The organism is Pseudomonas sp. GM49 (genome assembly GCF_000282355.1).
Taxonomy (GTDB): Bacteria; Pseudomonadota; Gammaproteobacteria; order Pseudomonadales; family Pseudomonadaceae; genus Aquipseudomonas.
The window spans coordinates 1-22,814 of sequence record NZ_AKJL01000208.1; the positions used below are offsets into that span (position 1 = coordinate 1).

Sequence of the window (22,814 nt, forward strand, 5' to 3'; positions counted from 1 at the left end):
CCCCCGCCATGCTCGCCAGCGCCGCCAGAGGCTTGCGCTTCCAGCGGATCGGCGGCAGCTGCGGGTGGCTGTTCTGGCCTTCGCGCCAGTGCTTGACCAAGTGCGGTTCCACGGCCAGCGCAGTGCCGATGCCGGCCATGGCAATGCCACTGTTGAGAACCTGTTCGACGATTGCCAAACGGCGGATCCCGCCCGTCACCATCACTGGCATGCGCGCCACGCTGGCCAGCTCACCGGCCATTTCCAGAAAATACGCCTCCCGTGCCAGGGTCCGGCCGTCGCGCGCTTCACCTTGCATTGCTGGTGCTTCGTAACTGCCACCGGAGAGTTCCAGCAGGTCGATCTGCTGTTCGTTGAGCCACAGGATTACCTGCCGCGCATCATCGGCATCGAAACCGCCGCGCTGGAAATCCGCTGAATTGAGCTTCACCGACACACAAAATTGCGGCGACACCGCCTGGCGCACCGCCTCGACGACGGACAGCAGCAGGCGCGCACGATTTTCCAGCGAGCCGCCCCAGTGATCGGTGCGTCGATTGGTCAATGGTGAAAGGAACTGGCTGATCAGGTAGCCGTGGGCGGCGTGGATCTGTACACCGGTAAAACCGGCTTTCTCCGCCAGTGCGGCGCTGGTGGCGAAGCGTCGGATCACCTCCTGGATGTCGCCCTCGCTCATGGGCCTGGGCTCGGCGAACATCTTCGAGAACTGGCCGAGATCCAGCGCAACCGCCGACGGCGCCAGCGCTTGCTGGCCAAGGTTGGCCATGGTCTGGCGGCCAGGATGGTTGAGCTGCATCCAGAAATGCCCACCGCCGGCTCGGCCGATACTGGCCCACTGACGGAAGCGTTCCAGATGGCGCTCGTCTTCCAGCGCTACACCGCCGGGGCCGGTCATGGCGCGGCGGTCGATCATCACATTGCCGGTCAGCAACAAGCCGGCTTCACCTTCGGCCCAGGCCTGATACAGGCGAAACAGCGCCTGGTCGGGCACCTGCTCGGTATCGGCGAGGTTCTCTTCCATGGCGGCTTTGGCAATGCGATTACCGATGGTCTGACCGTTGGGCAATTTCAATATCTGGAAGGGCGACATGCTTGACTCCTCGAAGTGATGAGCAGAGCCTAAGCTTAAAGTTAACTTTAATGTCAAGCAGGCAAATGAGGTCCCGATGAAAATTGGTGAATTGGCACAGTTGAGCGGGTTGACCGCATCGCGCATCCGTTTTTACGAGTCTCAGGGATTGATCCGGCAGGTCGAGCGTTCTGCCAACGGATATCGGCGTTACTCGCAACAGGCACTGCAAACCCTGCAACTCATCCAGTGTGCACAACAGGCCGGTTTCAGTCTGGATGAGCTCAAGCAATTGCTGCCGGATAATGTGACGGGCGCGTTCAAGCACGATGAGTTGATGGCCGGCCTGCATCGCAAGATCGAGCAGATCGAAGAGATGCAACGGCACCTGGCCCACAGCAAGGCGCAGTTGCTGGGATGGATCGACACCATTGAGGCCCGGCCCGAAGGCATGACCTGCGATGAAAATGCCGAACGGGTGATGACGTCATTCAAGCACTGATTGCGAGGACATCGGTTCAGCGCACAAGGGTTGCCCGGCAGCGCTGACGATGCCGATGCCGATGCCGATGGAGCAGGGCTGTGCATTGGCGCAGCCCGTTTGAGAACCAGATACCCGCCCTTTGTAGCCAACGGTAGCGGTTACGGTGCCGAGCGATTCGTAACGTTTTTTACTGTTTGTACGCATCCCTCTGATTCAAAACAAATTTCAATCTCCCTCACATTCCCTCCACATCCTGTGGCACACTTTCTGCTGTCTATTCCGTTGTTGCATACCATGTTCCGGTATAGCGGAATAAACATTACCCTGGAGTGCTTGCCATGCATCGCCGACCTTCCTTGTTCAAAGCGTGTGTTTTTCTGTTCGCGGTTTCTGCCGCTGCCATGGGCGTGGCCCAGGCGGCGGACAGCAAGCTCGACAGCGTTCTGGCCCGCGGCAAACTGATTGTAGGCACCGGCAGCACCAATGCGCCGTGGCACTTCCAGGGTGCGGACGGCAAGTTGCAGGGTTTTGATATCGATATCGCCCGAATGGTCGCCAAAGGGTTGTTCAACGACCCGAGCAAGGTCGAGTTCGTGGTGCAGTCGTCCGACGCGCGTATCCCCAACCTGCTGACCGACAAGGTCGACATGAGTTGCCAGTTCATCACCGTGACCGCCAGCCGTGCCCAGCAGGTGGCGTTCACCCTGCCGTACTACCGCGAAGGCGTCGGCCTGCTGTTGCCGGCCAACAGCAAGTACAAGGAAATCGACGACATGAAGGCCGCCGGCGATGGCCTGACCGTGGCGGTACTGCAAAACGTCTATGCCGAAGAGTTGGTGCATCAGGCGCTGCCCAAGGCCAAGGTCGATCAGTACGACAGCGTTGACCTGATGTATCAGGCCGTGAACTCCGGTCGTGCCGACGCGGCGGCCACCGACCAGTCTTCGGTCAAATACCTGATGGTGCAGAACGCCGGCCGCTATCGCAGTCCGGCTTACGCCTGGAGCCCGCAAACCTACGCCTGCGCGGTCAAGCGCGGCGATCAGGACTGGCTGAACTTCGTCAACACCACGCTGCATGAAGCCATGACCGGCGTTGAGTTCCCGACTTACGCGGCATCCTTCAAGCAATGGTTCGGCGTAGACCTGCCGACTCCCGCGATTGGTTTCCCTGTCGAATTCAAATGATCCCGTGAGAGCGGGGCGGTTATGAATCGCCCCGTTCAGGTACTGCTGACCATGAACTATCAGTTGAACTTTGCCGCCGTCTGGCGCGATTTCGACACCTTGCTGGCGGGGCTCGGCCTGGGTCTTGAACTGGCCCTGGTGTCGATCGCCATCGGCTGCGTGATCGGCCTGATGATGGCGTTTGCCTTGCTGTCGAAGCATCGCGCATTGCGGATGCTGGCGTCGGTGTATGTCACGGTGATCCGCAACACGCCGATCCTGGTGTTGATTCTGTTGATCTACTTTGCGTTGCCAAGCCTGGGGATCCGGCTGGACAAGATTCCCTCGTTCATCATCACCCTGTCGCTGTATGCCGGGGCCTACCTGACCGAAGTGTTCCGCGGCGGTTTGCTGAGCATTCCCGGGGGCCTGCGTGAAGCAGGGTTGGCCATTGGCCTGGGCGAGTGGCAGGTCAAGGCCTATGTCACCGTGCCGGTGATGTTGCGCAATGTGTTGCCGGCCCTGTCGAACAACTTCATTTCGCTGTTCAAGGACACCTCGCTGGCGGCGGCCATCGCCGTACCGGAGCTGACCTATTACGCGCGCAAGATCAATGTCGAGAGCTACCGGGTGATTGAAACCTGGCTGGTGACCACGGCGCTCTATGTGGCGGCCTGTTACCTCATTGCCATGATGCTGCGTTACCTCGAACAGCGTCTGGCGATTCGCCGATAGGAGGCCCCCATGTACGAATCCCCCAGTTGGTTGCATGAGTTGTGGGTGGCGCGCGAACCCCTGTGGCAGGGCTTTCTGACCAGTGTTCAGGTGTCGGTGCTGGCGATTTTGCTCGGCACGCTGGTTGGTGTCGTCGCCGGACTGGTACTGACCTACGGCAAGTTCTGGATGCGCGCACCGTTTCGTTTTTATGTCGATGTGATTCGCGGCACGCCGGTGTTCGTACTGGTGCTGGCCTGCTTTTATATGGCGCCGGCACTGGGCTGGCAGATCAGTGCATTCCAGGCCGGTGCGCTGGGTTTGACGCTGTTCTGCGGCTCCCATGTCGCCGAGATCGTGCGCGGTGCGTTGCAGGCATTGCCGCGCGGGCAGATGGAAGCGAGCAAGGCCATCGGCCTGACGTTCTACCAGGCCCTCGGTTACGTACTGTTGCCCCAGGCGTTGCGGCAGATCCTGCCGACCTGGGTCAACTCGTCGACCGAGATCGTCAAGGCCTCGACTCTGTTGTCGGTGATCGGTGTGGCGGAATTGCTGCTCAGTACCCAGCAGATCATCGCCCGGACCTTCATGACCCTGGAGTTTTACCTGTTTGCCGGATTTCTGTTTTTCGTCATCAACTACGGCATCGAATTACTCGGCCGGCACATTGAAAAGCGGGTGGCTTTGCCATGACTCAGACTCAAACCCAAGCACAAAACGGCCAACCGCTGCTGGACATTCGCGGCCTGCACAAACGTTACGACCAGCTCGAAGTGCTCAAGGGCGTCGACCTGACCATGCAGCGCGGCAACGTGGTGACGCTGATCGGCTCCAGCGGCTCGGGCAAGACCACGCTGCTGCGCTGCGTGAACATGCTTGAAGAGTTCCAGGGCGGGCAGATCCTGCTCGACGGCGAATCGATCGGTTATGACGAGGTCAACGGCAAACGCATTCGCCACCCGGAAAAAGTCATCGCGCGCCATCGCGCCATGACTGGCATGGCGTTCCAGCAGTTCAACCTGTTCCCGCACCTGACGGCGTTGCAGAACGTCACCCTGGGCTTGCTCAAGGTCAAGAAGCTGCACAAGGACGAGGCCGTGGCCCTGGCCGAGAAGTGGCTGGAGCGCGTTGGCCTGCTGGAACGGCGCGATCACTTTCCCGGTCAGTTGTCCGGCGGGCAGCAGCAGCGCGTGGCGATAGCCCGGGCGATTGCGATGAACCCGAGCCTGATGCTGTTCGACGAAGTCACCTCGGCGCTGGACCCGGAACTGGTGGGCGAAGTGCTGAGCGTGATCAAGGGCCTGGCCGAAGACGGCATGACCATGCTGCTGGTGACCCACGAAATGCGCTTTGCGTTCGAGGTTTCGGACAAGATCGTTTTCATGAATCAGGGGCGTATCGAAGAACAGGGACCGCCCAAGGACCTGTTCGAGCGCCCGCAATCGCCACGACTGGCGGAATTTCTCAAAAGCACCCGTTTTTGATTCTTCACATTTCAATCAGGAGAAACACTCATGAGCATTACTCGTTACGGCACCGGCAGTACCGCCGCTGGCGGTCAGCCTCGCCCTTTCGCCCGCGCCGTTGAAGCCGATGGCTGGCTGTATGTTTCCGGGCAAGTGCCGGCGGTGGACGGCGAGATTATTACTGGCGGCATTGTCGAGCAGACCCACCAGACCATGAAGAACCTGATCGCGATTCTCGAAGAGGCAGGTTTCGGCCTGGAAGATGTGGTGCGTGCTGGTGTGTGGCTGGAGGATCCGCGGGATTTCACGAGTTTCAACAAGGTCTTCTCCGAGTACTTCAAACCCGAGCACGCCCCGGCGCGAGCCTGTGTGCAGGCGAACATGATGGTCGACTGCAAGGTCGAGATCGATTGCATCGCGTACAAGAAAAAGGCCTGAGATTTGCGGTGAACTCTTCGCGAGCAAGCCCGCTCCCACATTTGGAATGCATTCCCCTGTGGGAGCGGGCTTGCTCGCGAAGGCGGCCTAACGGTCGCCACAGGACTCTAGGTAAACTCCCGGCATTTTTGAAGGGGAACTGACATGACCGAAGACACCATCAAGCGCCGGGCACGCGGTCTGGACCGGGCGTTCGATATCCTCGATTTCCTCAAGGAGATCGGCCAGCCGCTGCGCCCGAACGACATCGCCAACGGCATCGGCAGCCCCAAATCCACGGTCTACGAACTGGTGGCCTCGCTGCTGGAGCGACGGATCCTGGAGCCGGTGGGCAAGGACGGTCATGTCTACCTCGGTCGCCAGTTGTACTTTCTCGGGCAGGCGCACCTGCGGCATTTCGACCTGACCCGCGAGGCCGATCACGCCTTGCAGGAAATCGTCAGCCAGACCCATGAAACCGCGCAGATGTGCCTGCTCAACGGGCGCAAATACACCGTGGCGCTGATGAAAGAGGGGGAACGGCATTTCCGCATTTCCTCGGACATCGGCGAAAACGCGCCCATCCCCTGGACCGCCTCCGGGCGCCTGTTGCTGGCGCACCTGAGCGACCAGGAAATCGTCGACCTGATCGACCACGACGACTTCATCCTGCCCGATGGCGAACGCCTGGAGCTTGCGCAGTTCCTCAAGGAAATCCGTCAGGCCGGCATCGATGGTTTCTTTTCCTTCGATAGCGTTGCCGATACCTTTACCCATTGCTTCGCCGCGCCGGTCAAAGACCCCAGCGGCGTGGCCATCGCGACCCTGTGCATCGTCGCCCCACGGGCCGATGCCAAGAACAACTACAACGACTATCGCCGGGTGCTGATCGAAAGCGCCAACAGCCTGGCCCGTCGCATCAACGAATAACAGCGGCTGCCTGCGGCTGCGTGAACGAGGAGTTCGACCATGTCTTCTGCCCCCCATACTGCCAACGTGGATAAAGGCGCTGCCCCGATCGGTGCCAACCTGGTGCGTGACGTCAGCCTGCCCGCGCTGGTATTGCACCGCGAGGCGCTGGAACACAACATTCGCTGGATGCAGGCATTCGTCAGCGACAGCGGAGCGGAACTGGCGCCCCATGGCAAAACCAGCATGACCCCGGCGTTGTTCCGTCGCCAACTGGACGCCGGTGCCTGGGGCATCACCCTGGCCAGTGCCACGCAAACCCGTGCGGCCTACGCCCACGGAGTACGCCGGGTGCTGATGGCCAACCAGTTGGTGGGCACGCCGAACATGGCGCTGATCGCCGACCTGCTGGCCGACCCGGCGTTCGACTTCTATTGCATGGTCGACCACCCGGACAACGTCGCCGACCTCGGCGCCTATTTCGCCTCCCGTGGCGTGCGCCTCAACGTGATGATCGAATACGGCGTAGTCGGTGGTCGTTGCGGTTGCCGCAGCGAGCAGGAAGTGCTCGACCTGGCCAAGGCCATCGCCGCGCAACCGGCGCTGGCCCTGACCGGTATCGAAGGCTATGAAGGCGTGATCCATGGCGATCACGCCGTGACCGGCATTCGCGATTTCGCCGCATCACTGGTACGTCTGGCGGTGCAGTTGCAGGACGGCGGCGCCTTCGCCATTGCCAAGCCGATCATCACTGCGTCGGGTTCGGCCTGGTATGACCTGATTGCCGAATCCTTCGAAGCGCAGAACGCCGCCGGACGTTTCCTCAGCGTGCTGCGTCCGGGCAGCTATGTGGCTCACGACCATGGCATCTACAAGGAAGCGCAGTGCTGCGTACTCGACCGTCGCAGCGACCTGCACGAAGGCCTGCGTCCGGCGCTGGAAGTGTGGGCGCACGTGCAGTCCTTGCCGGAACCGGGGTTAGCGGTGATTGCCCTGGGCAAACGCGACGTGGCCTATGACGCCGGTTTGCCGGTGCCATTATTGCGTTACAAGGCGGGCGTCGTGCCGGCCATAGGCGATGATGTGAGTGCCTGCAAAGTGACCGCGGTGATGGACCAGCATGCGTTCATGACTGTAGCGCCGGGGGTTGATCTGCGGGTGGGCGATATCATTTCGTTCGGCACTTCGCACCCGTGCCTGACGTTCGACAAGTGGCGTGTCGGCTGTCTGGTGGACGAGCAACTGAACGTCATCGAGACCATGGAAACCTGTTTCTAAGACTTGAGACCGAGGCGCGGCCATCGCGAGCAAGCTCGCTCCCACATTGGATCTGTGGCATTCACAAAATCCCTGTGGGAGCGGGCTTGCCCGCGAAGAGGCCCGCCCAGACAACAAAGAAACACCAGAGACCCCACAACATGAACACCATCAACACCCTGGGCCCCAACACTCCCCGCATCGCCCTGATCGGCGAGTGCATGATCGAGTTGCAGCATCGCGCCGACGGCAGCCTGCAACAAAGCTTCGGCGGCGATACCTTGAACACGGCGGTGTACCTGTCCCGGGAGTTGGGAGAGGACGGCAGCGTGGACTACGTCACCGCCCTGGGCGATGACAGTTTCAGCGACGCGATGTGCCAGAGTTGGGCAGAGGAAAATATTGGCCTGGAGATGGTCCAGCGCCTGCCTGGACGCCTGCCGGGTTTGTATTGCATCCAGACTGACGCCACCGGTGAGCGACGCTTTCTGTATTGGCGCAATGAAGCGGCGGTGCGCGATTGCTTCACTACGCCGGCCGCTGCGCCGATCCTTGCGGCGCTGCCGGATTACGACGTGCTGTATTTCAGCGGCATCACCCTGGCAGTGCTCGGTGCTCAAGGCCGGGAAAAGTTGCTGGACACTCTGATTGAAGCCCGCCAGCGCGATGCGCGAATTGTGTTCGACAACAACTACCGGCCACGGCTGTGGACATCGGTCGAGGACGCACAAGCGGCGTATCGCAGCGTACTGCCGCATGTCGACATGGCATTGCTGACGGTGGATGACGAACAGGCGTTGTTTGGTTATGCCGATTGCGACGCAGTGTTTGCCGCGTATGAGCAGATCGGTACGCCGGAAGTGGTGCTCAAGCGCGGCGCGCAAGCGTGCCTGATACGTTGTGATGGCGAGTCATTCGAGGTGCCGGCGCAGAAGGTCGAGCGGGTGGTGGACACCACGGCGGCGGGAGATTCGTTCAGTGCCGCGTATCTGGCCTCGCGGCTGAAGGGCGGTAGCCCGGGGGAGGCCGCGGAGGCCGGGCATCGGTTGGCGAGTCGGGTGATTCAGGTGCCGGGGGCACTGATTCCGAAGTAAGCGCTGAATGGCCGCTTGCTGCGCAATCGGTTCGCGGGCAAGCCCGCTCCCACAGTGTTTGGTGGTGTGGCTGCAATCTGTGGCAACTCACAAATCCCTGTGGGAGCGGGCTTGCTCCGGGCGGCGATCCGACGAAGAGGCCCGAAAGCCAACAGCATCAATCCCGGTAAAACACCTGCACCAGGTGATACCCGAACTTGCTCTTGATCGGGCCATGCACCACCCGCAGCGGTTTCTTGAAGATCACCGCATCGATCACGCCGACCATCTGCCCCGGCCGCACTTCACCGAGGTCGCCGCCGCGCTTGCCCGATGGGCAGGTCGAATACTTCTTGGCCAGTACATCGAACGCTTCACCCTTGGCGATGCGTTGTTTGAGCTGCTCGGCTTCTTCCGAGGTCTTCACCAGAATATGGCGGGCTTGAGCTTTCATGGGACAGTTACCTTGCAACGATGCTGGCTATGTGGGTGGCAGCGGGGGGCGCGATTATGCCTCAACTCAGTGCGGTTGACCGATCATCGTGCGAATCTTGTTGGCCAGCAGGTCGATGGAAAATGGCTTGGTCACCATGTCCATGCCTTCTTCGAGGAAACCCTGGCGCTCGGCGGCGATTTCCGCGTAGCCGGTCATGAACAGCACTTTCAGTTCGGGACGATGCTGGCGGGCGATTTCTGCCAGTTGTCGGCCGTTCATGCCCGGCAATCCCACATCAGTCACCAGCAGGTCTACCCGCAAGTCTGACTCCAGCACCGGCAGGGCGCCCTTGGCATCTTCGGCTTCATGGGCGCGGTAACCCAGTTCCTTGAGCAGGTCCATTACCAGCATGCGCACTGCCGGATCGTCTTCCACCAGCATCACGGTTTCGCCGGCAATCGCCGCCGGTGCCTCGCCGACAACGGGCGACAGGACTTTTTCCGGCTCGGTCGAATGCAGGCGCGGCAGGTACAAACGCACGCTGGTGCCCCGTCCGGGCAGGCTGAACAGACTGACGTGGCCCCCCGATTGCTGGGCGAAACCGTAAATCATCGACAAGCCCAAACCGGTACCCTGGCCGATGGGCTTGGTGGTGAAGAACGGGTCGAATGCCTTGGCCAGCACCGAGGGCGTCATGCCGGTGCCGTTGTCGCTGACGGCAATCATCACGTAGTCGCCTGCCTTGACCGGTTCCAGGGTCGTGATGTCGCTACCGTCGAGGTACACATTGGCGGTTTCGATCTGCAATTCGCCGCCATCGGGCATGGCATCCCGGGCGTTGATCACCAGGTTGAGCAAGGCGTTTTCCAGCTGGCTGACATCGGTGCTGACCCGCCAGATGTTCTCGGTCAGTTGCAGTTTGAGTTCGATGTGGTCGCCCTTGGTACGACGGAACAAGTCTTCGAGCGAATGGATCAGCTCGTTGGGGTTCAACGGCTTGCGGTTGAGCGACTGACGACGGGAGAACGCCAGCAAGCGATGGGTGAGGGCTGCGGCGCGGTTAGCCGAGGACACGGCCGCTTCGGTGAATCGGCCGATCTCGCTGGCACGGCCGTCGGCAATGTAGCGTTGCATCAGGTCGAGGCTACCGATGATGCCGGTGAGCATGTTGTTGAAGTCATGGGCAATGCCGCCGGTCAGCTGGCCGACCGCTTCCATTTTCTGCACATGGCGCAAGGCGTCTTCGGCGCGCTCACGTTCGAACATCTCGTTTTGCAGACGCTCGTTGGCCTCGGCCAGTTGGCGGGTGCGGGCGGCAACCCGTTCCTCAAGGGTTTCGTTCAGGTTGCGCAGGGCTTCTTCGGTCTTTTTGCGTTCGGTTTCGTCGATCACGAAGATGTAGAAACCGTTTACCGCGCCGTCTGCGCCATGGCGTGGCAGGTAATTCATCAAGGCCTGGCGGATGCTGCCGTCGCGGTGTGGCGTGCTGATGCTGAAACTGCAGGGCCGTCCGGACAGCGCCTCAGTGATGTACGGAGCGCGCAGCGCATAGGCTTCTTCGCCGAGCACTTCACGAATGGTTCGCCCGTATAGCTCTTGCGGCGTCAGCCCGTACCAGTCGAGGTACGCAGCGTTATTCAGGCGAAAGCGTTCTTCGCGGTCGACGTAGCTGATCAGGACCGGCATGGCGTTAATGATCAGTTGCAGTTCGGTCTGGCTTTGGCGCAGGGCCTGTTCGGTGTGTTTGCGTTCGGTCAGGTCCAGGGCTGCGCCGAGGAAACGCATCGGCCGGCCGTGGTGATCCTTGTAGCAGCGACCGCGGGCAAACACCCAGCGCAACTGGCCGTCGTCTTGCAACAGGCGATATTCCTCGGCGTATTCGCTGCCATGGGCGATGCAGTGTTTGATGCTGCGGGCGATCAGGGCGCGGTCTTGCGGGTGTACGCCGTGCAGGTACTCACTGATCGGCAACTGGTTGGCCATGGCCGGGTCGATGCCGTGCAGCTGGGCAAAATGCGCGTCGGCGATGAAGCGGTCCTCGCTGATGTCCCAATCCCAGGTGCCCACCGCATCGGTGGCGGCGAGGGCCAGTTGCAGGCGCTCCTCGGTTTCACGCTGGGCCTTGAGGCTGGCCGCCGAGCGCTGTTCGAGTTCGAGGGCGATGCGCCGGCGCTCGTTGGTTTCGATGGCGGTGACCAGGATCCCGGCCACCTCGGCACCTTCGTCGCGGATCGGACTGTAGGTCAGGTCGAGCCAGAAGTCGGACTCCCGGCCCTCACGTTGCAGGGTAAAGCGCTGTTCGCTGTAGGTGCGTACCTGGCCTTGCAGGACGGCGCTGTAAATCGGGTCGGTAAAGTCTTTCAACTCTGGCCAGATCAGGTGTGTCGGTTGTCCGAAGGCGTGTGGATGTTTGCTTCCGGCGAGCAGGGCGAAGCCGTCGTTGTAGATCTGCGTCAGTTGCGGGCCCCATAGCAGCAACATCGGCATCGGTGAGTGAATGACGATGTCCACGGCGGTTCGCAGGCTTTGTGGCCAGCTGCTGGCCGCGCCCAGCGGGCTGCTTGCCCAGTCGATTCGGGCGATCAAGGCCTGGGCATCGTTGGCGGTTGGTGTTGCGTTCATCTGGGAGTCCTGCGCCTGGGTCGCATTAGCTGGCCTCTATTCTTGCACAGGTGGCAGGCGCAGGTTGATTCGGGCGCTTCAATACCCTGTAGGAGCGAGCTCGCTCGCGATGGTCGTCAACGATAACGCGGGTTGGCAGGTACCCCGCGGCGCTCTCAGGTTTATCGCGAGCAAGCTCGCTCCTACAGTCAATCCAGGAGTTCGGGCCTGTTTCGGTACTGCTCCAGCGCTTCGGGATTGGCCAGTGCATCGGTGTTTTTCACTTTCTGCCCGTGCACTACATTGCGTACCGCCAACTCAACGACCTTGCCACTGATGGTCCGGGGAATGTCGGTGACCGCGACAATTTTCGCCGGCACATGACGCGGCGTGGTGTTGGCGCGAATCGTCTCGCGGATCTGCTGTTGCAGCGCCTCGTCCAGTTCGAGCCCGTCGCGCAATCGTACGAACAGCACCACCCGCACGTCGTCCTGCCACTGCTGACCGATGGCCACGCTGTCGAGCACCTGTGGAATTTTTTCCACCTGACGATAGATCTCGGCGGTGCCGATACGTACGCCACCGGGGTTGAGAACGGCGTCCGAGCGACCGTGGATCATCATCCCGCCATGGGGCAATTGTTCAGCGTAATCGCCTTGAGCCCAGACGCCGGGGAACTGGCTGAAATAGGCTTTGCGCAGTTTCTCGCCATCGGGATCGTTCCACAGGCCAACGGGCATCGCCGGGAAGTGCCGGGTGCAAACCAACTCGCCTTTTTCGCCAATTACCGGTTGGCCTTCGTCGTTCCACACTTCGACGGCCATGCCCAGGCTCTTGCCCATGATTTCGCCGCGCCTGACCTGCGACACAGGGTTGCCGTTGACGAAGCACGAGACGATGTCGGTGCCGCCGGACATCGAGGCCAGGCACACGTCAGCCTTGAAGTCTCGATAGACGAAGTCGTAACTCTGCGGTGACAGCGCCGAGCCGGTGCAAAGCAACGTCTTGAGGCTGCCCAGATCATGGCTTTCACGCGGCTTGATACCGCTGCTTTCCAGGGTCGCGAGGTATTTGGGGCTGGTGCCAAAGACACTGATGCTCTCGTCGTCGATCAGGTCGATCAAACGTTGCGGGTCGGGCTGGAACGGTGAGCCGTCGTACAGCACCACGGAGCTGCCTGTCGCCAACGCAGACACCAGCCAATTCCACATCATCCAGCCGCAGGTGGTGTAGTAGAACAGGCGTTCACCGGGGCCGAGATCGCCATGCAGACCGTGTTCCTTGACGTGTTGCAGCAACACGCCGCCGGTGCTGTGGATGATGCATTTGGGCACACCGGTGGTGCCGCTGGAGTAGAGGATGTACAGCGGATGGGCGAAGGGTACGGGGACGAAATCCGGTTCGCCGCCGGGCTCGTAGAAATCGTCCCACAGCGTCACGTTGGCCTGGGTGCGGAATTCCTCTATGTGCGCCTGTGGACGTGCGTAAGGCACGACGATCAACTGTTGCAGCGAAGGCAGGCGCTGGAGGATCTCGTTGACTTTGGCGGTCTGGTCAATCTCTTTGCCGGCATAGCGGTAACCGGCGCAAGTCACCAGTACTTTCGGTTCGATCTGGCCGAAACGGTCAACCACCCCTTGGGTGCCGAAGTCCGGCGAAGAGCAGGACCAGATAGCGCCAAGGCTGGTGGTGGCGAGCATGGCCACCAGGGTTTGCCAGGTGTTGGGCATGCAGGCGGCGACCCGGTCGCCAACCCTGACACCGGCCGCTACCAGCCCGTTTTGAAAACCGGCGACATGCTCCGCGAGTTCGTCCCAGGTCAAATGTTCACGCTGACCGTTTTCGCCTACGGCTACCACAGCGATCGCATCATCGCGACGCTGTAGCAGGTGTTCGGCGAAGTTCAGCGTTGCGCCGGGGAACCACTGGGCGCTGGGCATCTCAGTGCCTTCAAGCAGCACTGCATCGGGTTGCTCGTGGAAGCGGATGTCGAAGAAATCGACGATGGCCTGCCAGAAGTCCGGGCGCTGATCGATGGACCATTGGTGCAGGGCAGGGTAGTCGTCGATCTTGAGGTGGTGTCGCTGATTGATGAAGCGCCGAAAGGCCTCCATGCGGGTTTTGCCAATGCGCTTGGCGTCGGGTTGCCAGAGGATGTCGGACATGGTTTGCCTCTTCTTTTTTATGTATTCACACAGGCTGATGTGGAGCAGGCTCTTGTGGCGAGAGAGCTTGTGTGGCGAGGGGGCTTGCCCCCGTTCGGCTGCGCAGCAGTCGTAAATCGGAAAACCTGAATCGTCTGTGAGTTATTGGGGCGGCTTCGCCACCCAACGGGGGCGAGCCCCCTCGCCACAGGGGTCTGGCAGATGATCACTGCGCCAACCACCCACCATCCACATTCCACGCCGCGCCACGCACCTGGCTACCGGCTTCGCTGCACAGGAACAGCACCAGTTCACCCAGTTGCGGCGGAGTCACGAACTCCAGCGATGGCTGCTTTTCAGCGAGCAAATCATGTTGCGCCTGCTGCGGATCAATCCCGTTGGCGGCACGATCATCAATCTGCTTCTGCACCAGCGGCGTCAATACCCAGCCCGGGCAAATCGCGTTGCAGGTGACCTGGGTGGTCGCGGTTTCCAGCGCGACCACTTTGGTCAAGCCGATCACCCCGTGCTTGGCGGCGACATAGGCAGCCTTGCCCACCGAGCCGACCAGACCATGCACCGAGGCAATGTTGATCACCCGGCCCCAGCCTTTGGCGCGCATGCCCGGCAGGCTCAAGCGAGTGCTGTGGAACACCGACGACAGGTTGATGGCGATGATCGAATCCCAGCGTTCCACCGGGAACTCATCCACTGCTGCCACGTGTTGAATGCCAGCGTTGTTGACCAGAATGTCGACGCCGCCGAACTCGCGCTCGGCGTAGGCGATCATGTCGGCAATTTGTGCCGGATTGCTGACATCGGCCGGGTGATGGCCGACCTTGCCGCCAAACTGTTCCACCTCGGCAATCACTTTGGACGCATCGCCGAAACCATTGAGGATCAGATTGGCCCCGGCCTTGGCCAGGCTGAGGGCGATCCCCAGGCCGATGCCGCTGGTGGAGCCGGTGACCAGTGCGGTCTTGCCCGAAAGAGTCGTCATGAATACCTCACACAATGCCAGTGGCGTAGAAGGTGCCGATCACCACGAAAACCGCCAGGGTCTTGATCAGCGTAATACAGAAAATGTCTTTGTAAGCTTCGCGGTGGGTCAGCCCGGTGACCGCCAGCAGGGTAATCACCGCGCCGTTGTGCGGCAGGGTGTCCATGCCGCCACTGGCCATCGCGGCGACCCGGTGCAGCACTTCCAGCGGAATGTTTGCCGCATGGGCGGCGCTGATGAACTGCTCGGACATTGCCGCCAGCGCGATGCTCATGCCACCCGAAGCGGAACCGGTGATGCCGGCCAGCAGGGTCACGGTAATCGCTTCGTTGACCAGTGGATTGGGAATGCTCTTGAGCCAGTCGGCCAATACCAGAAAGCCGGGCAGCGATGCGATCACGGCACCGAAACCATATTCCGAAGCGGTGTTCATCGCTGCCAGCAACGCACCGCTGACCGCACTTTTACTGCCTTCGGCCAGCTTGCGGCTGATCGCCTTGTAGCCGAACGCCAGCACCATGAGGATGCCTACCAACAGCGCGGCCTGGACCGCCCAGATCGCCGTGAGCTTGGCGATGTCGGTGGTCACCGGCGCGGCCATGCCCGGCAGCGCGAGGCTGTGGGTCTTGCCATACACCTGCGGAATCCACTGGGTGAACAGCAGGTTCATGATGCCCACTGCCAGCAATGGCGACAGCGCGAGCCACGGGTTGGGCAGCTTGAGGTCGGCGGCGGTTTCCGGCTCGTTGCGCAGGTCCGAACCATAGCCTTCACCGGCACGCTGGGCCTTGTTGCGCTGGCGCTGGAGAAACAGCATGCCGGCACAGAACACGAAGATCGTGCCGATCAAGCCCAGCCACGGCGCCGCCCACGCGGTGGTGTTGAAAAATGTGCTGGGGATGATGTTCTGGATTTGTGGCGTGCCGGGCAGGGCGTCCATGGTGAACGAGAACGCGCCGAGGGCGATGGTCGCCGGGATCAGCCGCTTGGGAATGTTGCTCTGGCGGAACATTTCAGCGGCAAACGGATAAACCGCGAACACCACCACAAACAACGAAACGCCGCCGTAGGTCAGCAGGGCGCAAACCAGCACGATCACCAGCATCGCCTGGCGGGTGCCGAGCAGACGAATCGCCGCCGCGACGATGGAGCGCGAGAACCCGGACAGTTCGATCAGCTTGCCGAACACCGCGCCGAGCAGGAACACCGGGAAATACAGCTTGATGAAACCGACCATTTTTTCCATGAACACCCCGGTGAAGGCAGGGGCAACGGCAGACGGGTCAGTCAGCAGGACAGCGCCGAGGGCGGCAATCGGGGCAAAGAGGATAACGCTGTAGCCACGGTAGGCAGCCAGCATCAGCAGCGCGAGCGCTGCCAAGGCAATGATCACACTCATGGTGTGTCTCCTGGGTTGTTATTTTTGTAGGGTGAAACTGGGTAGGGAGGCGTATAGCGAGTTTTGTGCCAGATGCTTAACTAATTGAAATATAAGGATATATTTCTGTTTTTATTTGAATGTCAGATGTTTTTGTCTCTATTATGAGACTTGTGTTGATGATGCTGGCCTCATCGCGAGCAAGCTCGCTCCCACATTTGTTATGTGAACGCAGTCCAGTGTGGGAGCGAGCTTGCTCGCGATGGTCTGTCTAACAATGGAGATACATGTCTCTTTATGGAGACTCTGTAATCCCCAACGCCGCCATCTTCTTGTACAACGTCGACCGCCCCAGCCCCAATCGCGCCGCTGCCTCAATCACCTTGCCCCCGCATTGCGCGAGGGTCGTTTCGATCAGATGCCGGTCAAATCGCTCCCGCGCCGCACTGAACGTTTCGTGGGCAATCGGCTCGATGGCCAAGGGCACCGCGCGCTCCACCGGCGTGAACGTACCAATCGCCGCACGGATATCCGCTGTAGTCAGCCGCAAGTCATCACTGAGCAGTGCGGCCCGCTCCAGCACATTGCGCAGTTCCCGGATGTTCCCCGGCCAGGCGTGTTGCCCCAACAGTTCCAGGGCTTCGTCGTGCAGTTCATGCTGGCTGCGCAGTTCCTCAAGAATCGCTTCACTGAGCGCCGGCACGTCATCGAGGCGGTCGCGCAGGGGCGGAACCTGTATCGGCAACACGTTGAGGCGGTAGTACAAATCGGCGCGGAATTCGCCGCGTTTGATCGCTGCTTCCAGGTCCGTAGAGGTCGCAGCGATTACCCGCACATCGCTCTGGATCACTTCGTTGGAGCCCACCGGCTCGAATTCCTTTTCCTGCAACACCCGCAGCAGTTTGCTTTGCAGGGGCAGCGGCATGTCGCCGATTTCGTCGAGGAATAACGTGCCGCCCTGGGCGATCTGCAATTTGCCGGCACGGCCCTTGCGGTCGGCTCCGGTAAACGCGCCGGGGGCGGTGCCAAAGAATTCGGCCTCCAGCAGCGATTCGGGAATCGCCGCACTGTTGATGCTGACAAACGCCTTGTGCGCGCGGGGCGAGGCATTGTGGATCGCCTGGGCCAGCAACTCCTTGCCGGTGCCGGTTTCGCCGAGCAGCAGCACCGGCGATTCGGTACTCGCACTGCGCCGGGCGCGGCGTTTGACTTCCAGGCTGGCGGCGCTGGTGCCGATGAAGTGGGCGAAGTTGTATTTGGTCTGCCGCGCCCGCAGCAGCGAGCGGGTGGAGGCCAGTTCTTCCTGCATGCTCATGTAGCGCTTGAGCATCGGCGACAGGCTGCGCAGTTCGTCGAACAGGGCGAAACCGATGGCGCCGATTACCACGCCGGCATCGTCGTGAATTGGCAGGCGCATGACCACCAGCGGCTCTTTGGGCGTGTCTTGCATATCCAGCAGAATCGGCCGGCCGGTGCGCACCACTTCACGCAACAGGCTGCCGGGGATCACGCTTTCGCAGGGCTTGCCGATCGCACCCTCCGCCGATTGCAGGCCGAAGCGCCTGGCGTAGCGCTCGTTCATCCAGACGATGTTGGCGTCACGGTCGACAATCACCGTGCCTTCACTCGATTGCTCGATGATTTCGAACAACGAGCGGATCGCCAGCAGGCGAACGCGCTGGTAGTCCTTGAGGCTTTCGGTGGTGTTCATGGGTTTGATCCTGATGATTTATTGCCTGTACTGGCCCCTTCGCGGGCAAGCCCGCTCCCACAGGATATGGGGTTGCCACCGATTTTGGGCACGACACATACCCTGTGGGAGCGGGCTTGCCCGCGAAGGCTGCGACACGGTTCAACTGCGTGGCGCGATTATGCCTGCCCCAACAATGCCGCCGCCAACAGCTCTTTGGTGTACGGATGCTGTGGCGAATCAAACACCTCATGGCTGGCGCCGCGTTCCACCACTTTGCCGTCCTTGATCACGATCATGTCGTGAGCCAGGGCGCGCACCACCGCCAGGTCATGGCTGATGAACAGGTAGGTCAAACCATGTTTTTCCTGAAGCTGGCGGAGCAGGGCGACCACCTGTTTCTGCACCGTGCGGTCTAGCGCCGAGGTCGGTTCGTCGAGCAGGATCAGCGCAGGCTTGAGCACCAGCGCCCGGGCAATGGCGATGCGCTGGCGCTGGCCGCCGGAGAATTCGTGGGGATAGCGATGGCGACTTTGCGGGTCGAGGCCGACTTCACTCAGTGCCCGGATCACTTCGGCGTTGCACTCTTCGGTGCTCAACTGGCTGTGCACTTCCAGGCCTTCGCTGATGATCTGCGCTACCGACATTCGCGGACTGAGGCTGCCGAAGGGGTCCTGGAACACCACCTGCATCTTCTTGCGCCACGGTCGTAGCTGTTTTTGCGTCAGGCCGTCCAGCGCCTGGCCTTGAAAACGGATGCTGCCTTCGGAGTCGAGCAAACGCAGGATCGCCTGGCCAAGGGTGGACTTGCCGGAACCGGACTCGCCGACGATACCCAGGGTCTTGCCGCGCTGGATGTTCAGGCTGATGCCATCGACGGCACGCAGCCAAGTCTTGCGCTGGAACAGGCCACCACCGACGGGAAACCGCACCTGCAGGTTGTCCACCTCCAGTACGTTTTCGCGTTCGTCCCGGGGCAAGGCTTCGCCCTCGGGTTCGGCGTGCAGCAATACGCAGCTGTAAGGGTGCTTTGGTTCGGTGAACAGGGTTTCGCACGGCGCCTGCTCGACGATTTCCCCGGCCTTCATCACGCACACGCGCTGGGCGATGCTGCGCACCAGATTCAGGTCATGGCTGATCAGCAGCAGCGACATGCCCAGCCGTTGTTGCAGGGATTTGAGCAGCAACAGGATCTTGCGCTGCACCGTCACATCCAGCGCGGTGGTCGGTTCGTCGGCGATCAGCAGTTCCGGTTCGCACGCCAGGGCCATGGCGATCATCACCCGTTGGCGCTGCCCGCCGGACAATTGATGGGGATAGGCCTTGAGGCGTTCCTCGGGTTTCTGGATGCCGACCAGGTGCAGTAATTCGAGGATCCGCTCTTGTGCTGATTTGCCCGCCAGACCTTTGTGCACCAGCAAGGTTTCACCGATCTGTTTTTCGATGCTGTGCAGCGGGTTAAGGGAAGTCATTGGTTCCTGGAAGATCATCGCGATGCGGTTGCCGCGCAGTTGTCGCAACTTGCCGGTATCGGCGCCCACCAGTTCCTGGCCGCGATAGCGGATGCTGCCTGTTGTCTCGGTATCGGTCCGGGGCAGCAATTGCAGGATCGAGTGGGCTGTCACCGACTTGCCCGAACCCGATTCACCCACCAGCGCCAGGCATTCGCCGGGGCGGATGTCCAGGCACAAATTGCGCACCACGGTCTGGCCGCTGAAGGCCACGCTGAGGTCACGGATTTCGATCAGGTTGGTCATTTCTACATTCCGAATCAAGAGCGCGGATCAAAAGCGTCGCGCAAGGCTTCGCCGATGAACACCAGTAACGAAAGAATCAACGCCAGGGTGAAAAACGCCGTCAGGCCCAGCCACGGCGCTTGCAGGTTTTGCTTGCCCTGACCGATCAGCTCGCCCAGGGAAGCGCTGCCGGCAGGCATGCCGAAGCCGAGGAAGTCCAGTGCCGTCAGGGTGGAAATCGCCCCGGTCAGAATGAACGGCAAGTAGCTCAAGGTTGCGTTCATGGCGTTGGGCAGAATGTGCCGGACTATGACTTTGCGGTCGGTCAGACCCAGAGCGCGGGCGGCCTTGACGTATTCCAGATTGCGCCCGCGCAGGAACTCGGCGCGCACCACATCCACCAGGGCCAGCCATGAAAACAGCGCCATGATCCCCAGCAGCCACCAGAAGTTCGGCTCGACGAAGCCCGACAGGATGATCAGCAGGTACAGCACCGGCAACCCGGACCAGACTTCCAGCAACCGCTGGCCGAGCAAATCCACCCAGCCGCCGTAATAACCTTGCAGGGCGCCGGCCGCGATGCCAATCAGCGCGCTGACAAACGTCAGCATCAAGGCAAACAGGATCGACACCCGGGCGCCAAAGATCACCCGGGCCAGTACGTCCCGTGCCTGGTCGTCGGTGCCCAGCCAATTGACGCTGGAGGGTGGACTGGGTGCGGGTTTGTTCAGGTCATAGTTGGGCGTGTCGTCACTGAACGGAATCGGCGGAAACAGTAACCAGCCGCCGTCCTTCTTGATCAGTTGCTGCACGTAGTCGCTGCGGTAGTCGGCCTGGAACGGCAGTTGCCCGCCGAACTCCTGCTCGGTGTGGCGCTTAAAGGCCGGGAAATACCACTGGCCTTGATAGCTGACCACCAGTGGTTTGTCGTTGGCGATCAACTCGCCGCCCAGGGTCAAGGCGAACAGGCCGACAAACAGCCATAGCGACCACCAGCCCCGACGGTTTTTCTTGAAACGCTCGAAGCGCCGGCGTGCCAACGGTGAAAGCTTGAGCATCAGGCGTTCCTCGCGGCGAAGTCGATACGCGGGTCGACCAGGGTATAGCAGAGGTCGCCGACCAGTTTTATCAGAAGGCCGAACAGGGTGAAGATGAACAGCGAGCCGAACACCACCGGATAGTCCCGTGATACCGCCGCTTCGTAGCTCATGCGGCCCAGACCGTCGAGGGAGAAGATCACTTCAATCAGCAGGGAGCCGGCAAAAAACACACTGATGAACGCCTGGGGGATGCCCGATACCACCAGCAGCATGGCGTTGCGGAACACGTGCCCATACAGCACCCGCCGTTCACTCAGTCCCTTGGCCCGGGCAGTGACCACGTACTGGCGGGTGATTTCATTGAGGAACGAGTTTTTGGTCAGGATGGTTAGCGTGGCGAAGCCGCCGATCACCAGCGCGGTCACCGGCAACACCAGATGCCAGAAGTAGTCGGCCACTTTACCGATGGTCGACAGCGATTCGAAGTTGTCAGAGACCAGTCCGCGGACCGGGAACCAGTTCAACGAAGTACCACCGGCAAAGACCACGATCAGGAACATCGCAAACAGGAACGCCGGCATGGCATAGCCGATGATGATCGCGGTACTGCTCCAGATATCGAAATGGCTGCCATGGTGCACGGCCTTGCGGATGCCCAGGGGAATCGACACCAGGTAGGTGATCAGTGTCGCCCAAAGTCCGAGGGAAATGGTCACGGGCATTTTTTCGAGGATCAGGTCGGTGACGGTGGCGCCACGGAAGAAGCTCTTGCCGAAGTCCAGGCGCGCGTAACTGGTGAGCATCAGCCAGAGGCGCTCGTGTGCCGGTTTATCGAAGCCGTACTGTTTTTCAATGTCCTTGATCAGCTGCGGATCGAGCCCGCGACTGGAACGGGACTTGCCGCTCATGGATTCGCCGGAGCCGCCGCCAATCGTGGCGCCACCAATGCCTTGCAGGTGCGCGATGGCCTGTTCGACCGGCCCGCCCGGCGCCGCCTGGACGATGACAAAGTTGACCAGAAGAATGATCACCAGCGTCGGAATGATCAGCAGCAGGCGCCGTAATATGTAAGCCCACATCAATGCGGCCCTCCGGGTTTGCCACGGCTGATACGCTCGGCCGTCATCTGTTGGTTGGTCAATGGCGTGGTGCTCATCTCCCACCAGCTCTCGATGGCTTCGTCATTGCTCGCTTGCACGTTCGGGATGCCGAAGCGGTTCCACCACACTGTAGAAGTGCCCGGCGGGTAATAGTTGGGAATCCAGTAGTAATTCCATTGCAGCACACGGTCCAGGGCATGGGCGTAATGCAGCATGTCAGCTTGGGTATTGGCGCGTACCAGCCCGGTAATCAGGGTGTCCACAGCCGGGTTCTTCAACACCATGTAGTTGTTGGAGCCAGGGTCGGTGGCCGCCGCCGAGCCGAAATAATTGAGCAGTTCGTTTCCCGGAGAAGTGGTGACCGGGTAGCCGGTGACGATCATGTCGTAGTCGCGGCTCATCAGGCGATTGACGTACTGGGACGGGTCGATGCGGCGGATGTTCAGATCGATGCCGATCTGTTTCAACGTGCGTTTATAGGGCAACAGCAAACGGTCCATGCCGTTCTGACTGACCAGGAACGTGAAACTCAGCGGCTCGCCGTCGGCGTTGACCAGCTGATCGCCTTCGGGTTTCCAGCCAGCCTGTTCGAGCAATTCCAGGGCCTGCAACTGCTTGTCGCGAATCACGCCGCTGCCATCGGTTTTCGGCGCTTCGAACACCTTGGTGAAGACTTCGTCGGGAATCTGCCCGCGCAGCGGTTCGAGAATCGCCAGCTCGCCGGCATCCGGCAATTGCCGGGCAGCGAGGCCGGTGTTGGAAAAAAAGCTCTGCTGGCGGATGTACATGTCACGCATCATCTGCCGGTTGCTCCACTCGAAGTCCCACAGCATCACCAGTGCCTGGCGTACGCGGCGATCCTGGAACATGGGCTTTTGCAGATTGAACACAAAACCCTGGGCCGGCTGCGGTGCCTGGGTGGCGAGGTGGGCCTTTTGCAGGCGACCGTCGCTCAGGGCCGGGCTTTCGTAGCCGATGGAGTAAGCGGTGGCGGAAAACTCCCGGTTGTAGTCATAGGCGCCGCCGCGCAACACCTGGCGCGCGACGTCGGTATCGCCAAAGTACTCGATGCTGAAATGATCGAAGTTGTACAGGCCACGGCTGACCGGCAGGTCCTTGCCCCACCAGTCGGGG

The 22,814-nt window shown here is 60.9% G+C and carries 20 protein-coding genes; 9 read left to right on the forward strand and 11 right to left on the reverse strand.

What is annotated here, in order from left to right; genetic code table 11:
• Positions 1-1,090: NADH:flavin oxidoreductase/NADH oxidase family protein (locus PMI29_RS10595; protein ID WP_008000110.1), on the reverse strand; the 1,090-nt coding region annotated here is incomplete at its 3' end.
• A 76-nt stretch (positions 1,091-1,166) separates the two neighbouring features.
• Here PMI29_RS10595 and PMI29_RS10590 point away from each other — a divergent pair.
• The 9 genes from PMI29_RS10590 (at position 1,167) to PMI29_RS10550 (ending at position 8,576) form a co-directional block, all read left to right on the forward strand.
• Positions 1,167-1,571, forward strand: coding sequence for a MerR family transcriptional regulator (locus PMI29_RS10590; RefSeq protein ID WP_008000112.1), 405 nt, complete (start codon positions 1,167-1,169; stop codon positions 1,569-1,571).
• A gap of 320 nt (positions 1,572-1,891) precedes the next feature.
• The gene (locus PMI29_RS10585) at positions 1,892-2,740 is read left to right on the forward strand and encodes a transporter substrate-binding domain-containing protein (RefSeq protein WP_008000114.1); all 849 of its coding nucleotides are present in this window, start codon (positions 1,892-1,894) and stop codon (positions 2,738-2,740) included.
• Between the two features lie 51 nt (positions 2,741-2,791).
• Positions 2,792-3,454, forward strand: a complete 663-nt coding sequence (locus PMI29_RS10580) for an amino acid ABC transporter permease (protein ID WP_033052520.1) — start codon at positions 2,792-2,794, stop codon at positions 3,452-3,454.
• Positions 3,455-3,463: 9 nt separating this feature from the next.
• Complete coding sequence (locus tag PMI29_RS10575; protein WP_008000117.1) at positions 3,464-4,126, forward strand: amino acid ABC transporter permease; 663 nt, start codon at positions 3,464-3,466, stop codon at positions 4,124-4,126.
• The gene (locus PMI29_RS10570) at positions 4,123-4,917 is read left to right on the forward strand and encodes an amino acid ABC transporter ATP-binding protein (RefSeq protein ID WP_008000119.1); all 795 of its coding nucleotides are present in this window, start codon (positions 4,123-4,125) and stop codon (positions 4,915-4,917) included. Before PMI29_RS10575 ends, PMI29_RS10570 begins: the two co-directional genes overlap by 4 nt.
• 30 nt (positions 4,918-4,947) lie before the next feature.
• The gene (locus PMI29_RS10565) at positions 4,948-5,337 is read left to right on the forward strand and encodes a RidA family protein (RefSeq protein WP_008000121.1); all 390 of its coding nucleotides are present in this window, start codon (positions 4,948-4,950) and stop codon (positions 5,335-5,337) included.
• 144 nt (positions 5,338-5,481) lie between these two features.
• Entirely contained in the window at positions 5,482-6,246 is a 765-nt protein-coding gene (locus PMI29_RS10560; RefSeq protein WP_008000123.1) for an IclR family transcriptional regulator, read from the forward strand.
• 39 nt (positions 6,247-6,285) lie between these two features.
• The gene (locus PMI29_RS10555) at positions 6,286-7,503 is read left to right on the forward strand and encodes an amino acid deaminase (protein ID WP_008000125.1); all 1,218 of its coding nucleotides are present in this window, start codon (positions 6,286-6,288) and stop codon (positions 7,501-7,503) included.
• Positions 7,504-7,643: 140 nt separating this feature from the next.
• On the forward strand, positions 7,644-8,576 hold the full coding sequence (locus tag PMI29_RS10550) for a sugar kinase (protein WP_008000127.1): 933 nt from the start codon (positions 7,644-7,646) through the stop codon (positions 8,574-8,576).
• 157 nt (positions 8,577-8,733) lie between these two features.
• On the opposite strand, the gene PMI29_RS10545 is transcribed toward PMI29_RS10550, so the two are convergent.
• The 10 genes from PMI29_RS10545 to PMI29_RS10500 all read right to left on the reverse strand — a co-directional run.
• Positions 8,734-9,009, reverse strand: coding sequence for a peptidylprolyl isomerase (locus tag PMI29_RS10545; protein ID WP_007898282.1), 276 nt, complete (start codon positions 9,007-9,009; stop codon positions 8,734-8,736).
• 66 nt (positions 9,010-9,075) lie between these two features.
• Positions 9,076-11,613: a PAS domain-containing hybrid sensor histidine kinase/response regulator gene (locus PMI29_RS10540; protein ID WP_008000129.1), complete on the reverse strand. Its 2,538-nt coding sequence runs from the start codon at positions 11,611-11,613 to the stop codon at positions 9,076-9,078.
• 188 nt (positions 11,614-11,801) lie between these two features.
• Positions 11,802-13,757 carry an acetoacetate--CoA ligase gene (locus PMI29_RS10535; protein WP_008000130.1) on the reverse strand — a complete coding sequence of 652 codons (1,956 nt, stop codon included), beginning with the start codon at positions 13,755-13,757 and terminating at the stop codon, positions 11,802-11,804.
• Between the two features lie 205 nt (positions 13,758-13,962).
• Entirely contained in the window at positions 13,963-14,736 is a 774-nt protein-coding gene (locus tag PMI29_RS10530; RefSeq protein ID WP_008000132.1) for a 3-hydroxybutyrate dehydrogenase, read from the reverse strand.
• Between the two features lie 7 nt (positions 14,737-14,743).
• A complete protein-coding gene (locus PMI29_RS10525) occupies positions 14,744-16,135 on the reverse strand; it encodes a GntP family permease (RefSeq protein WP_008000133.1) in 1,392 nt (463 codons plus the stop codon).
• Positions 16,136-16,409: 274 nt separating this feature from the next.
• Positions 16,410-17,825 carry a sigma-54 interaction domain-containing protein gene (locus tag PMI29_RS10520; RefSeq protein WP_008000135.1) on the reverse strand — a complete coding sequence of 472 codons (1,416 nt, stop codon included), beginning with the start codon at positions 17,823-17,825 and terminating at the stop codon, positions 16,410-16,412.
• 158 nt (positions 17,826-17,983) lie between these two features.
• Complete coding sequence (locus PMI29_RS10515; RefSeq protein WP_008000136.1) at positions 17,984-19,561, reverse strand: ABC transporter ATP-binding protein; 1,578 nt, start codon at positions 19,559-19,561, stop codon at positions 17,984-17,986.
• 14 nt (positions 19,562-19,575) lie between these two features.
• Positions 19,576-20,598, reverse strand: a complete 1,023-nt coding sequence (locus PMI29_RS10510; RefSeq protein ID WP_008000138.1) for an ABC transporter permease — start codon at positions 20,596-20,598, stop codon at positions 19,576-19,578.
• Positions 20,598-21,659, reverse strand: coding sequence for a microcin C ABC transporter permease YejB (locus tag PMI29_RS10505; protein ID WP_008000140.1), 1,062 nt, complete (start codon positions 21,657-21,659; stop codon positions 20,598-20,600). The genes PMI29_RS10510 and PMI29_RS10505 overlap by 1 nt, the downstream gene beginning before the upstream one ends.
• Positions 21,659-22,814 (reverse strand): extracellular solute-binding protein (locus PMI29_RS10500; protein WP_008000142.1); only part of this gene is annotated, 1,156 nt, incomplete at its 5' end. The genes PMI29_RS10505 and PMI29_RS10500, both read right to left, overlap by 1 nt.